Consider the following 13,369-nt stretch of genomic DNA (forward strand, 5'->3'; position numbering starts at 1 on the left):
GACGAGGAGGCGACAGGGATGAGCATCGAGATCCGGGACACCGAGGGGCGCGGTACGGCGCTGGAGGTGGCCCCCGGGCCGCCGGACGGGCCTCTCCAGGTCGGGATCCGCATCGCGGGCGCCTCCTGGTCCTGCTCACCGGCCGCGGCCAGGGAACTGGCCGCGGCGCTGGTCGCGGCGGCCACCGAGGCGGAGCACGCGCACTCGGGGGAGCCCGTCACGGTCGCGGCACGCGAGCTGCGGCGCGGCGACGTACGGGACGGGAACCGGCTGATGACGGTCGAGGCCGTCCGGACGGACGGGGCGAACGTCCAGGTGACCTGGACATCGGGAGGCGGACGCAGCTGGAGCCAGATGTACGAGGCGGACGCCGGCATCCGCCTCCGGCGCCGACTGGGTCCGGAGCGGTGAGGCGGGCGGCGTACCGGCTCCCCGGCCCGTGCAGGCGGCTCCCCGGCGCATGAGAGGGCACGTACGGGCCGTCTCGTATTTCGACATCCGCCGTAGTACGGTGAACTTCGTAGTACGGTGAATCTCGTACCAAGTGACGGCCCGGCGCACCCGGGCCGTCGCGCCGCCCGCCGTGTCCCGAGGAATCCGGAGCTCCCTGTGAGTGCACTGTTCGAGCCCTACGCCCTGCGGTCGCTGACCGTTCCCAACCGCGTCTGGATGGCCCCGATGTGCCAGTACAGCGCAGCCCCGGACGGGCCGGCCGTCGGCGCCCCGACGGACTGGCACCTCCAGCACTACGGCGCCCGCGCGGCCGGCGGCGCCGGCCTCATCATCGTCGAGGCGACGGGGGTGAGCCCCGAAGGCCGTATCTCGCCGCAGGACCTCGGCATCTGGAACGACACCCAGGTCGAGGCGTTCCGCCGCATCACGACCTTTCTGAAGAGCCAGAACACCGTGCCGGCGATCCAGATCGCCCACGCCGGCCGCAAGGCCTCCACCGGGCAGCCCTGGAAGGGCGGCGCCCCGGTCGGCCCGGACGCCCACGGATGGCAGCCGGTCGCGCCGAGTGCGATCGCGTTCGACGAGAACCACCCCGTGCCGACCGAGCTGACCGTCGGAGACATCGAGGGCGTCGTCCGGCAGTTCGCCGACGCCGCCCGCCGCGCCCTGGACGCCGGCTTCGAGATCGTGGAGATCCACGGCGCCCACGGCTACCTGATCGGCGAGTTCCTCTCCCCGCACTCCAACCGGCGCACGGACGAGTACGGCGGCTCGTACGAGAACCGCACCCGCTTCGCCCTGGAGGTCGTCGACGCCGTACGCGCCGTCTGGCCCGAGGAACTCCCCCTGTTCTTCCGCATCTCCGCCACCGACTGGCTGGAGGACGGCGAGGGCTGGACCGCCGACGACACGGTCCGCTTCGCCACCGACCTCGAGGCCCACGGTGTCGACCTCCTCGACACCTCCACCGGCGGCAACGCCGCAGGCGTCCGCATCCCCGTCGGCCCCGGCTACCAGGTCCCCTTCGCGGCCCGCGTCAAGACCGGGACCTCCCTGCCCGTCGCCGCCGTCGGCATGATCACCGAGCCGCAGCAGGCCGAGAAGATCCTGGAGAACGGCGAGGCCGACGCGGTCCTCCTCGGCCGGGAGCTGCTCCGCAACCCGTCGTGGGCCCGGCACGCCGCGCGCGAACTCGGCGCGGAACCGCATGTCCCGGACCAGTACCACCGCTCGGTCTGACCGCGGTCGCGCAGGCGCGTCCGGGATCTCGGCCACCACGGAGTGGGTAGGCTGAGCGGCGATGTTCACTCCCCAGGGCCCCACGCTGCGCGAGCTGGCCGCACAGGCGCTCTCCTCGACCATGCGGGGATACGACCTGCTCGCCCCGAAGTTCGACCTGACGCCCTACCGGACCCCGGACCGGGTGCTCGAAGCCGTCGCCGACGCGGTGCGGCCCCTCGGGCCGTTCGACCGGGGCCTGGACGTCTGCTGCGGCACCGGAGCGGGCGTCGGCGTGCTGCGGGAGCTCTGCCGGGAGCGGGTCACCGGGGTCGACTTCAGCGCCGGGATGCTCGGCGTCGCCCGGGCCGCGTACGCCGGTACCACCGGCGGCCCCGCGGTGGACTGGGTCCGGGCCGACGCCCTGGCGCTGCCGTTCGAGCGGGCCTTCGACCTGGCCCTGAGCTTCGGGGCGTTCGGCCACTTCCTGCCGACGGAGCGCCCAGGGCTGTTCGACCAGGTGTACGCGGCGCTCCGGCCGGGCGGACTGTTCGTCTTCCCGGTGGGCGCGCCTCCCGCCGTGGGCTCCCGGGCCTACTGGTCACTGCTCGGCTTCGACCTGGCCATGCGGGCCCGCAACGCCCTGTGGCGCCCCCCGTTCGTCATGTACTACCGCACGTTCCCGCTCGCCGGCGTGGTGGACGACCTCGTACGGACCGGATTCACCGTGCGGCTGCTGCCCCTGGAGGAATTCGGCAGGCGGCCGGACGGCAGCCCCCGGGTCCGGCTCGTGACGGCGGCGCGTGGATAAAACTACGACGGCTCTCGTACAATGGAGCCCCCGGTACGAAGTGGAGCCACCGTGACGACGAACGCCGCTCGCGTGCTCGCCCACCCCTCGCGCGAGGAGATCCGCGTCGAAGGAGTGCTCCACGCGCTGTCCGACCCGATCAGGCTCCGGATCGTGCGCCAACTGGCGGGCGCCGCCGACGAACAGGCCTGCTCCCGCTTCGACCTCCCGGTCTCCAAGTCCACCACGACGCACCACTTCAGGGTGCTCCGGGAGAACGGCGTCATCGCCCAGTTCTACCGGGGGACGGCCAAGCTGAGCTGTGTACGGACCGAGGACCTGGACGCCCTCTTCCCCGGCCTGCTGGACAGTGTCCTCGCCGGGGTCGACCTGCAGGCCGAGCGTCTCGGCCAGGGCTGACACCCCTCGGCGACGGCCTAACGGGGACCGCCGCGTGCCGCGTCGAGCAGTCCGGACCAGTCGGGGATCTTCACCGGCCCGCGTCCGAGCGAGCGGCCGAGCGCCGACTCGGCGCGTTCGATGGCCAGCCAGCCGTCCCACTCCACCGGCAGCAGCCCCTGGCCCCGGAGCACCCCCAGCGGGTCGGCGGGCACCTCGCGGCCGAGGAGCAGCGGGGCGTCGTCGATCAGTGAGGCGACCGTCTCCTTCGCGCACGACCTGTTCGAACCGATCACCCCGGTGGGACCACGCTTGATCCACCCGGCGACGTACTCCCCGGGCGACGCCTGCCCGCCCCTGACCACCTGGCCCGCCCGATGCGGCACGGTGCCGCTCACCGGGTCGAAGGGCAGGCCGGGCAGGGGCGTGCCCCGGTACCCCACCGCCCGCAGCACCAGCTGGGCCTCGATGTCCTCGTACGCCCCGGTGTCCCGCACCCCTCCGGCGCCGTCCGGGGCCGTCCGGGCGAACCGCACGCCCGCGACCCGGCCGTCCCGCTCCAGCAGTGCGGCCGGCCGCAGGAAGAACCGCAGCCGGAGGCGGCGCTCCGCGTCGGCCGCCGCGGGCGGAGGATCCGCCGCCCATCCGCGCAGCACGTCCAGATTGCGCCGGACCGCGGCGGGCAGGGGAGTGCCCTGGCTGCCGGCAGCCGCGTACGCCGGATCGCGTGCGAGCTCCGCCCCGTCGACGACGATCCGCGCCCCGGGGAGCGCGCCGAGCTCGCGCAGCTCCTTGGTGGTGAACCTGGCCTGAGAGGGCCCGCGCCTCCCGACGATGTGGACCTCGCGCACTTGGCTCGCCTCCAGGGCGTCGAGCGCGGCCGGCGGGACGTCCGTGCCGCGCAGCTCGGCCGCGCCACGGGCGAGGACGCGGGCCACGTCCACCGCCACGTTGCCGACTCCCACCACCACGGCCGAACGGGCCCGGAGCGCGGAGCCGTCGACGGCCGCGTCCGGGTGGGCGCTGTACCAGGACACGAACTCGGTGGCCGAGAAGCTCCCCGGCAGCCCCTCACCGGGAACGCCGAGCGGCCGGTCGGCGGCGGCACCGACGCAGTAGACCACCGCGTGGTACAGCTCCTTGAGCCGGTCGGGTGACACCCCGCCCGGGACGCCCACCCCGACATGTCCGACGAACGTGATCCGGTCGTCCTCCAGGACCGACCGGAGACTGCCCTGGAGCGACTTGATCTTCTCGTGGTCGGGCGCCACGCCGTAGCGGACCAGCCCGTACGGGGTGGGCAGCCGGTCCAGTACATGCACCCGCACGTCCGGTACCCGCGACTGTTCCAGCAGGGCCTGGGCCGTGTAGACCCCGCTGGGCCCCGAACCCACGACGGCGACACGGAGCACGGCGCACCTCCTTGGGCGGTTGCCTCCAGCATGGCACCGCCGGGGGAAGCGGGGAGGGGCTCGCGGGCCCGGAGGGGGCCCTCCAGCGCGCCTCGGCCCACCGGCGCGGCCCTCAGGCCATCAGTCCGCGCATCCGGTCGATCTCCACGGTCTGCTGGGCGACGACATCGTTGGCCATCTCCTCCACCAGCACGTTGTTGCCGTCGGCGAGCGCCTCGGTCGCCATGGTGACCGCCCCCTGGTGGTGGGTGATCATCAACTCCAGGAACAGCTGGTCGAACGCCTTGCCGTGCGCGGCCCGCAGTCGCGCGATCTGCTGGTCGGTGGCCATCCCGGGCATCGCGGCGTGGTCCTCGTGCGTCTCCTCGCGGTCATCGCCGCCGTTCTTCTTCAGCCAGCCCTCCATGGCGCCGATCTCGGGCTTCTGGGCGGCCGATATGCGTTTCGCCAGCCGCTCGACGGAGGTGGAGGCGGCCCGTCCGGGGACGAGTGCGGTCAGTACGAGCGCCTGCTCGTGATGGGCGATCATCATGCGGGCGTAGCGGAAGTCGGCGGAGTTGGGGGTGTTGTCCCCGGCGGCCTTCACCGCCTCCTCGGCCGACAGCGTCCTGGCCGGTTCGCCGGGCCTGCCCGGAGCCACGACCGAAGGACCTTCGTCCGCCCCGGCCTTCGTCCCGTCGTCGCCGTCGTCGCAGCCGCCCAGTGAGAGGACGGCGGCCACGAGCGCCGCCGCCAGAGCTGCTGTGCGCACGCGGGTGTTCCGACGGTGCATCAACACGACGACCTCCATTGCCACATGAGTGTGTTGCGGACAGTCTCCCCGCCTTGCACCCGGCCCGTGATCAAAAACTTTATTACGTCTCTGTTGCCGTCTGTTGGTGTGTACATGATACGGGTCATACTGCCGGGGTCCATGAACCGTTCGTCGACGAACGGACACTAGGGAGGACGCAGTGACCTCGTTGCACACCACCAGCGTGCGGAGGAGACGTCTGGGTGTGGTGACAGCCGCGGCCGGACTCATTGCCACGCTGTTCACGGCCGGGCCCGCAGCCGCGACCCCCGATCCGGGTGACGCCGCCACCACCCGCAGCGGTGTCTCCGTGAGCGAACAGGCCGAAGCCAGAGCCGCCATCGAGAGCGGCGAGATACCCGGCGTGGACGAGATCGTCCACAGCTCCAACATCAAGCACCTCGCCAACGTCCCCAAGGACGCGCTGAAGGGGCTCAACACGGACCTGGCCTTCCAGGGGAAGTACGCGTACGCCGGCAACTACGACGGTTTCCGCATCTTCGACATCAGCAATCCGAAGAAGCCGAGGACCGTCTCGCAGGTCCTCTGCCCCGGCTCGCAGAACGACATCTCCGTCTCGGGGGACCTGCTCTTCCTGTCGACCGACTCCTCGCGCAGCGACGACTCCTGTGCGAGCACCACGCAGCCGGCCACGGAGAAGTCCTCCTGGGAGGGCATGAAGGTCTTCGACATCAGCGACAAGCGTCACCCGAGGTACGTCGCCGCCGTCGAGACCGCGTGCGGGTCGCACACCCACACGATCATTCCGGAGCGCAAGAACGTCTACGTGTACGTCTCCTCGTACTCGCCGAACGAGACGTTCCCCGACTGCCAGCCGCCGCACGACGGGATCTCCGTCATCAAGGTGCCGCGCAGCACGCCCGAGAAGTCCCGGATCGTGAACTTCCCGGTGCTCTTCCCGGACGGCGGCAACCCGGGCGCGCCGACCAACCCCGGCGTCTCCAAGACCACCGGATGCCACGACATCACCGTGCTGCCCTCGAAGGACCTGGCGGCCGGGGCGTGCATGGGCGACGGTCTGCTGTTCTCCATCAAGGACCCGGAGCACCCCAAGATCATCGACCGTGTCCAGGACAACGTGAACTTCGCGTTCTGGCACTCCGCGACCTTCAACCAGAAGGCCGACAAGGTCGTCTTCACCGATGAGCTCGGCGGCGGCGGCGCGGCCACCTGCAACGACGAGATCGGCCCCGACCGCGGTGCCGACGGCATCTACGACATCACCGGCAAGGGCGACCACCGCAAGCTGGTCTTCCGCTCCTACTTCAAGATCGACCGCCCGCAGGCCGACACCGAGGTCTGTGTCGCGCACAACGGCTCGATCATCCCGGTCAAGGGCCGCGACCTGATGGTCCAGGCCTGGTACCAGGGCGGGGTCTCCGTCTGGGACTTCACCAACTCCGCGAAGCCCAAGGAGATCGCGTACTTCGAGCGCGGCCCGGTCACCCTGGACGAGGTCACCACGGCCGGTCCGTGGTCGGCGTACTACTACAACGGCTACATCTACTCCAACGACATCGAGAAGGGCTTCGACGTCCTGAAGCTCGACGACCGTCGGACCGACCCGGCGAAGAAGGTGCGGCTGAAGGAGCTCAACGTCCAGACGCAGCCGGACTACTTCGACCGCTGATCCACCGTACGACCCGCAGCTGAACACACGTGCCCCGCCGGACGGTCTCCGCCCGGCGGGGCACGTTTATCTCATTGACCGCCGGGTCGGCGCGGGGACATGCTGTACCCCTGATTCCGGCGATGCGGGGGATCGCCGGAATCAGCCGGGGGCGGCGCCGCCCGACCGGTCAGGCCGCGGGCCGCACGCTCGTTCCCGCGGCCGCGGCCCACTCCACCAGGAGGCGCTGGTACTCGGACTCGTCGGCCGGGGACAGCAATCCGCCCGAGCGCTGCCACAGGGTGCGGATCTCTTCGTTGACCACGGAGGCGGGGCGCACGGCGGCGGACGGGTTCGGATACGGGGACATGTCCACCAAGCTAAACCCCCGCAGGGCCTTCGGAGCCCCTTCGGGACAGGGATATCCCTCACACCGTCTCCCGGAATCCTTCACGAACCGCCTGTGTACGGCTTCTCCCCGGCGTGTTCCGTGAGGCGCAGTGCCCGGAGCGCGTCCGGCCGCTCCGCCACCGGCAGATGGTCCACGAAACGCACCTCACAGCCCACGGCCGCCGCACCGGCGTCCGCGTGGCGGTCGTCACCGACCATGACCACGTCGGCGGGATCGAGCTCCAGCAGCCCGCACGCCGTACGGAACAGCCGAGGATCGGGCTTCTGGACGCCGTGCTCGTAGGACAGGACGTACGCGTCGACGAACGCGTCCAGGCCGTGCGCCCGGAAGACGGGGCGCAGGTCCCAGCCGATGTTGCTCACGATTCCCACCGCGACACCGTCCCGGCGCAGCCCGCGCAGGACCTCCTCCGCGTCGGGGTACGGCTGCCAGGCGTCGGGGCTCATATGGCGGTCGTACAGCGCGTCGTACAGCGCCGGGTCGGGGAGATCCGCCTCGCGGGCCAGTCCGGTGAACGCCTCCCTGTGCGTCCGCGCGGTGCGGTCGCGTTCGGCCCACGCGGCGGCCAGCGGCGGCGGGATCCGCTCGGGGGCCGGACCGCCGGGCAGCGCCCCCGCCGCGGTCAGCCGGCGTACCCAGCGCCCGAAGTCCGCCGGCTCCACGGCCGTGGAGCGGGCGTCGAGAACAGCACGCAGCCACGCCTCGACGGACTCGATCCGGAAGAGGGTCCCGGAGAAGTCGAAAAGCACACCCTTGATCTGCATGGTCCGGATCCTCTCCGCCTCGGGTGAGGATCTACAAGGGCCCGTCGCCGTCACCGGCCGGTCTCCGCGTGCGCGCGGTGTACGCGGTGTACGCGGCCACGGACAGCGCGGCCGTGGCGCCCCCCAGCAGGATTCCGCCCAGCACGTCGCTCAGCCAGTGCACGCCGAGATAGACACGGGTGAGAGCCACGCCGGCCACCGAGACCACGGCGAGCACCAGTGAGCCCCACCACAGGGGCGCCTGCGCGCCGTACAGGCGCAGCAGCCACAGGAGCATCCCGCAGGTCACCGCGGCCGTCATGGCGTGCCCCGACGGGTAGGCCGCGAACTGCGCCGAGTCCACCGGGTCGGGCCACTGCGGGCGTTCCCGGCCCACCGCCGCCTTGAGTCCCTGCTGGACGAGCGCGGCGATCAGACAGGTCGCCGCGATCCACCCCGCGAGCAGCCGGGAGCCACGCCACCACAGGGCGATCACGACGACCGCCGTCAGTACGCGCATGGCCCACGGGTCCCACACCCAGTCCGTCAGCACCCGGGCGACCCGGACGAGCCCCGGCCGGGTCACCGCCTCGCGGTGCAGCGCCTCGGCCACCGTCGTGTCCAGGGACATCAGGGGCGGCCAGCGCACCGCGACCAGCACGAGCAGAACGACGGACAGCGAGGCGCAGACGAGGCCGGTGAGCAGGCCGGGGACCCGGGTGCGCGGAGGACGGGGAGGGGAGTACATGGGGAGATCCTCGTTCACCTGGGGCGTGTGAAGCTATCCCAGAGCCCTGAGTCCCGGCACGAAGGCCACCAGCAGCGGCACCACGGGCACCAGCGCCGCGGCAGCGGTCAGCCGCAGCCGGCGCCCCGCGGTGAGCCGCTCGACGGGGGCGAGCAAGCGGTTCACCCTGAGCGGCAGATGGGCGCCGGAGGCCGGGGCGGGGCCGAACACCCCCCGGTCCTCGTTGAGTTCGACCAGGGCGAGGGCGATCGTCAGACGGCCGAAGCGCCGTGACGCCACGTCGTCCGCGGCCAGTTCGACCAGACGGTGCATCTCGTCGCGGAACGCGGCGAACACCGGCACCTGCGGGAATCCCGTCGCCAGCGCGTCCGAGCAGTGCAGTAGCCAGTCGTGGCGGGCGCGGGCGTGCCCCTGCTCGTGTGCCAGCACGGCATCGAGCTGACGCCCCTTCAGCCGGCCGAGCGCCGCGGTGGTGATGACGAGCTGCGGAGCGGCCCCCGGCAGCCACCAGGCGTCGGGACGCTCGCCCTCCAGCACCACGAGGCGCCCGCCGCCCGGCTCCTCGCCCGGCATCAGCGGGGAACGGACCAGCAGTTCGGCGCGCCGCCTCCTGCGCCGGACCCGGGCGCGGTGGATCTCCCGTACGAGCATGGTGGCCGACCACACCCCGCCGAACGCCAGCAGGACCGCGATGACCGCCGACCACGGCCCGTACGCGCCCAGGGCGTAGGCCTCGACCACCGCGTGCGGTGCGGGCGCGAAGACATGGCCGCGGACCGCCTGCCAGGCGGCGGCCGCGCTGAGGGTCATGGAGAGCCCGAACGACAGCAGGACGGCGGCGACCACGCACTGCCAGACCCACAGGGCCACGACCGGCTCGCGCTCCGGCCACCGGGCCCTCGCCATCAGGCCCGGGGCCACGACGGCGGCCAGTGCACCGAGCAGCAGCAGCGCGAGGGAGACCAACATGGCGTCAGCCTATGAGCGCCGACTCCCCACGGGTATGGCCGCGCGCGCCAAGTGACGTAGGACACGGGGCGGGAGGCCCGCCGTCTCACAGGGTGAGCAGCATGGCGAACATGCCTATCCCCATGGTCAGCCTGCACGCCAGGGCCAGCTCCGGCCGCGCGCCCCAGGCCGGTGCGGATCCGCCGCCGCTCCGGCCGGCCGGCACCCCGGCGGGCGAGGGAGCCGGTATCAGCCGTCCCGCCGCGTGCAGGACGTAGAGCGCGTAGTAGACCAGCAGCACCCCCGTCAGTACGGGGACGCCCCCCGCGGGCCCGGCCGCCGACCCGTGGCCCGGGTGACCGCCGCCCGCCGGATGGGCGGCCCCCGGCCCCATGGCCAGGGCCATGTAGACCATGGCGAGCGAGCCGACCAGATGGTGCAGATGATGGCCGCCGCGCCCGGCGGACCGGAGCGCGTGCAGCGCGGCGGCGCCGAACACCACCGCGTACACCACCCACGTCCGGTCCGGGAGCGTGAGCAGGGCCGCGGGCACCGCCATCGCGGCCATCCCGAACCCCATCAGCGCCTCGGCGCGCGCCGAGGCGCGTTCGCGCCGTGTGCCGTCGCGGGTCCTCAGCAGGCAGTACGCCCCTGTGGCCGCGCACAGCACCATGAGCAGCCAGCCGGACAGCGCCGGTCCGTGCACGGTGCACCTCCCCTACGGCGGATCACGCCGGTGTCGTCCCATCGATGCCCCGTACCGGCCGCCTCTACCGGGGCGCATTGGGGTACTGGGGGAGCGCGCCAGGGGCCTGCGGGGGGCGGTCGGGGCCGGGTTAGTCTCGGGAGAGCACCCTCGGCAGAGCACACCACCGGAGAAGAGCCACATGGACAGCGCACCGGCCACGGCACAGGCAGAACTCACCTTCCGCGACGCGACCGGCGACGACGTGCCGGTCCTGGTGCGGCTCGTCGAGTCCGCCTACCGGGGCGACGCGAGCCGGGCCGGCTGGACCACCGAGGCGGACATCCTCCAGGGGCAGCGCACCGACGCCGACGGGGTGCGCGAGATCCTCGCGACCCCCTCCGGCAAGGTCCTCGTCGCCGAGCTCGACGGCGCGCCGGTCGCCTGCTGCCAGCTCGAACACCGGGGGAAGAACGCGTACTTCGGCATGTTCGCGGTCAAGCCGGGGCTCCAGGGCGCGGGCCTCGGCAAGGTCATCATCGCCGAGGCGGAGCGCACCGCCCGCGAGGACTGGGGCGTCGCCGAGATGCACATGACGGTGATCTCGGTCCGCGAGGAGCTGATCGCCTGGTACGAGCGCCGGGGCTACCGCCGTACGGGAGAGCTCACGCCCTTCCCGTACGGCGACGAGCGTTTCGGCATCCCGCAGCGCGACGACCTCGTGTTCGAGCTCCTGGTCAAGGAGCTCTAGGGCGTCGGGGCGCGCCGCAGGCCACCGCGGTCTCAGGCGGTGAAGCGGCCCGCGCGCCGGATCTCCGGGTAGTCGGTCGTCGCGCCGTCCAGGCCCAGCGCCCGGACCAGACGCAGATGGTCGGGGGTGTTGACCACCCAGCCGATCACCTTCAGGCCTTCGGCGTGCGCGTGCTCGACCACCTCGAGGGTGAGACGGCGGATGTTCAGGGCGAGCGTCGCCGCGCCCACCGCCTTCGCCCGGTCCACCACGTCGGCCTCCCAGCGGCTGGCGATGAGCACCGTGCGCACCCCCGGGACCAGCTGCGCGATCTCGGCGACCGCCTCGTCGTGGAACGACGACACCTCGACCCGGCCGGCCAGGTCACGCCGCCTCATCACCTCCGCCAGGGCCCGCGCCGCCGCCACGTCCTTGATCTCGGCCTGGAGGGGTGAGCCGATCGCGTCGAGGACCTCCTCGAAGACGGGCACCCGCTCGCCCTGTCCGGCGTCGAGCTCGCGGAGCTCCGCCAGCGTCTTCTCGGCGATCAGGCCCCGCCCGTCCGTCGTACGGTCCACGGCCGCGTCGTGCATCACGGCGAGCGCGCCGTCCTTGCTCAGATGGAGATCCAGCTCGACGGCGTCCATGCCGGCCTGCTCCGCGTGCGCGAACGAGCGCAGCGTGTTCTCCGGCTCGACGCCCATGACCCCGCGATGACCGATGGTGAGAAAAGTCAAGGCACTCCCCGCTTCCGTCCGTCGTGTTCGCCCGCGTGCGGCTCCTACCCCCCAGGGAACCAGTTCTCGCGTACAGGACGGTCTTCGCCCTACCAGTCCGGCGGAAGAAGTTGTCGCATCCAGGTGTGGCAGGAAAAATAACGGTGAACATGTAGGTCGGCAGGATAATTTTCTGCCCTCCACTTGTCCGAAGGAACCGGAGATGGATACGGTTACTTGACGCGAGGTTCTCCCGTGAAGGAAGTGTTATGACGGAAATTCTTGAGCATGCCGCCGCCACCGGCGCGATAGCTTCTGCCCAGCGGGTCGTGGAGCACCCGGCCTGGCCGGCGCTCAAGAGTGCCGTGGAGGAGCTCCGCCCCTGGCAGTCCAAGGACGGCTCCATCGACTTCGAGGCCGACGGCGCCCCGTCCGCCGAGGCGGCCGGAGCCGTCGTCGGGCGCGTGATCGCCGCGGTCGAGCAGCTCTCCCCGCTGCTCCCGCACGACGCCGCCTACCACCGCGCGCTCGTCACCGATCTGCGCCGCTGGACTGCCGAGGGCTTCGGCGTCCCGGACTTCCTGGACTCCCTGCTCGCCTTCCAGCCCGCCGAGGACCGGGCGGACGGCCTCCAGCACCTCGTCGTCTTCGCGATGTACACGCAGAACGGCAACCCGGACCGCAATCTCGAAGCCGTCGTGCTGCGGATGGTCTGGCCCGAGTGGCTCGCCGAGCTGGAGGCCACCCGCTACGACAACCCGATGTTCTGCGGGATCACCTTCGAGGACTTCACCTCGGGCTACGACACCAACTCCGCCGTGCTCTTCCCCGAGACCATCGCCGTACGCGAGGCGCCGGAGCGCTTCAGCTGGGGCGGCATCTTCTGCGACCGCGAGGCCGCCCGCTTCCGCCGCGTGACCGAGGCGTCCGTCGAGCTGCTGAGCGTCGAGCTGCCCGACGACATCCGCGAGATGCTCGGCGACCAGAAGCGCTGCGAGCAGGCCTTCGTGCTCTGGGACATGGTCCACGACCGCACCCACAGCCACGGCGACCTCCCGTTCGACCCCTTCATGATCAAGCAGCGCCAGCCGTTCTGGATGTACGGGCTCGAGGAGCTGCGCTGCGACCTCACCGCCTTCCGGGAGGCCGTGAAGCTGGAGGCCGACGGCTTCGGCCAGGGCCGCGACGTCCAGTTCGCCGTGCTCTTCGACCGGATGTTCCGCTTCCCCGTGACGGGTGAGCGGGTGCGCAACTACGACGGTCTGGGCGGTCAGCTCCTCTTCGCCTACCTGCACAAGCACGACGTGGTCCGCTGGACCGACAACACGCTCAAGATCGACTGGGCCCGCGCCCCCGAGGTCACCAACCAGCTCTGCGGTGAGATCGAGCAGCTCTACCGCGACGGCATCGACCGCCCCAAGCTCGTGCACTGGTTCGCGGCGTACGACCTGGTCTCCTCCTATCTCGCGCCCCACCCCGGATCGCGCTGGGCCAAGGGTCCCGACGCCCTGGACCTCGATCAGCCCCCTCGGAAACTCGTCGACGACGTGCTTCCTGACGAGTTTCCCCTGAGCATGTTCTATGAGGCGCTCTCGAAGAAGCTGAAGCATGTGATCGCCTCCACCAAGGGGATCACCGCGGCGGACGCCGGGCGGGCAGCTGCGTGAGCGCGGGTTCTGAGGAGGCGGTGGC

15 protein-coding genes are annotated in these 13,369 nt (G+C 71.7%); 7 read left to right on the plus strand and 8 right to left on the minus strand.

Translation table 11 applies throughout. From position 1 onward, the window contains the following. The first annotated feature begins 18 nt into the window (after positions 1–18). The 4 genes from ACZ607_RS11210 to ACZ607_RS11225 all read left to right on the plus strand — a co-directional run bounded on the left by ACZ607_RS11210 (position 19) and on the right by ACZ607_RS11225 (position 2,881). Positions 19–411, plus strand: a complete 393-nt coding sequence (locus tag ACZ607_RS11210) for a hypothetical protein (RefSeq protein ID WP_469734036.1) — start codon at positions 19–21, stop codon at positions 409–411. A 198-nt stretch (positions 412–609) separates the two neighbouring features. Then, positions 610–1,692, plus strand: a complete 1,083-nt coding sequence (locus ACZ607_RS11215) for an NADH:flavin oxidoreductase/NADH oxidase (RefSeq protein WP_469734037.1) — start codon at positions 610–612, stop codon at positions 1,690–1,692. A 61-nt stretch (positions 1,693–1,753) separates the two neighbouring features. Continuing rightward, positions 1,754–2,482, plus strand: a complete 729-nt coding sequence (locus ACZ607_RS11220) for a class I SAM-dependent methyltransferase (protein ID WP_469734039.1) — start codon at positions 1,754–1,756, stop codon at positions 2,480–2,482. 21 nt (positions 2,483–2,503) lie between these two features. Then, positions 2,504–2,881, plus strand: coding sequence for an ArsR/SmtB family transcription factor (locus ACZ607_RS11225; RefSeq protein ID WP_469734040.1), 378 nt, complete (start codon positions 2,504–2,506; stop codon positions 2,879–2,881). 17 nt (positions 2,882–2,898) lie between these two features. Here the strand turns inward: ACZ607_RS11225 and ACZ607_RS11230 are convergent, their stop codons facing one another. Together ACZ607_RS11230 and ACZ607_RS11235 are read right to left on the minus strand one after the other, a co-directional pair. Beyond that, on the minus strand, positions 2,899–4,272 hold the full coding sequence (locus ACZ607_RS11230; protein WP_469734042.1) for an FAD-dependent oxidoreductase: 1,374 nt from the start codon (positions 4,270–4,272) through the stop codon (positions 2,899–2,901). A gap of 112 nt (positions 4,273–4,384) precedes the next feature. Continuing rightward, entirely contained in the window at positions 4,385–5,044 is a 660-nt protein-coding gene (locus ACZ607_RS11235; RefSeq protein WP_469734915.1) for a DUF305 domain-containing protein, read from the minus strand. Between the two features lie 181 nt (positions 5,045–5,225). On the opposite strand from ACZ607_RS11235, the gene ACZ607_RS11240 reads away from it, so the two are divergent. Continuing rightward, positions 5,226–6,716: an LVIVD repeat-containing protein gene (locus tag ACZ607_RS11240; protein WP_469734044.1), complete on the plus strand. Its 1,491-nt coding sequence runs from the start codon at positions 5,226–5,228 to the stop codon at positions 6,714–6,716. A gap of 169 nt (positions 6,717–6,885) precedes the next feature. On the opposite strand, the gene ACZ607_RS11245 is transcribed toward ACZ607_RS11240, so the two are convergent. From ACZ607_RS11245 to ACZ607_RS11265, 5 genes are all read right to left on the minus strand, one after another. Beyond that, positions 6,886–7,065: a hypothetical protein gene (locus ACZ607_RS11245; RefSeq protein ID WP_099172224.1), complete on the minus strand. Its 180-nt coding sequence runs from the start codon at positions 7,063–7,065 to the stop codon at positions 6,886–6,888. 80 nt (positions 7,066–7,145) lie between these two features. Beyond that, on the minus strand, positions 7,146–7,871 hold the full coding sequence (locus tag ACZ607_RS11250; protein ID WP_469734046.1) for an HAD family hydrolase: 726 nt from the start codon (positions 7,869–7,871) through the stop codon (positions 7,146–7,148). A gap of 31 nt (positions 7,872–7,902) precedes the next feature. After that, entirely contained in the window at positions 7,903–8,598 is a 696-nt protein-coding gene (locus tag ACZ607_RS11255) for a phosphatase PAP2 family protein (protein ID WP_469734048.1), read from the minus strand. Positions 8,599–8,631: 33 nt separating this feature from the next. Further along, positions 8,632–9,567: a M56 family metallopeptidase gene (locus ACZ607_RS11260; protein ID WP_469734050.1), complete on the minus strand. Its 936-nt coding sequence runs from the start codon at positions 9,565–9,567 to the stop codon at positions 8,632–8,634. An 85-nt stretch (positions 9,568–9,652) separates the two neighbouring features. Continuing rightward, a complete protein-coding gene (locus ACZ607_RS11265; protein WP_469734052.1) occupies positions 9,653–10,252 on the minus strand; it encodes a DUF5134 domain-containing protein in 600 nt (199 codons plus the stop codon). Between the two features lie 181 nt (positions 10,253–10,433). Here ACZ607_RS11265 and ACZ607_RS11270 point away from each other — a divergent pair, with 181 nt between their 5' ends. Beyond that, complete coding sequence (locus ACZ607_RS11270; protein ID WP_469734054.1) at positions 10,434–10,982, plus strand: GNAT family N-acetyltransferase; 549 nt, start codon at positions 10,434–10,436, stop codon at positions 10,980–10,982. Between the two features lie 32 nt (positions 10,983–11,014). Here the strand turns inward: ACZ607_RS11270 and ACZ607_RS11275 are convergent, their stop codons facing one another. Then, positions 11,015–11,698: a glycerophosphodiester phosphodiesterase gene (locus tag ACZ607_RS11275; protein ID WP_469734055.1), complete on the minus strand. Its 684-nt coding sequence runs from the start codon at positions 11,696–11,698 to the stop codon at positions 11,015–11,017. A 248-nt stretch (positions 11,699–11,946) separates the two neighbouring features. On the opposite strand from ACZ607_RS11275, the gene ACZ607_RS11280 reads away from it, so the two are divergent. Beyond that, the gene (locus ACZ607_RS11280) at positions 11,947–13,344 is read left to right on the plus strand and encodes a DUF6421 family protein (RefSeq protein WP_469734057.1); all 1,398 of its coding nucleotides are present in this window, start codon (positions 11,947–11,949) and stop codon (positions 13,342–13,344) included. The last annotated feature ends 25 nt before the right edge of the window (positions 13,345–13,369 follow it).

It is taken from the genome of Streptomyces sp. NPDC104381 (assembly GCF_055583745.1).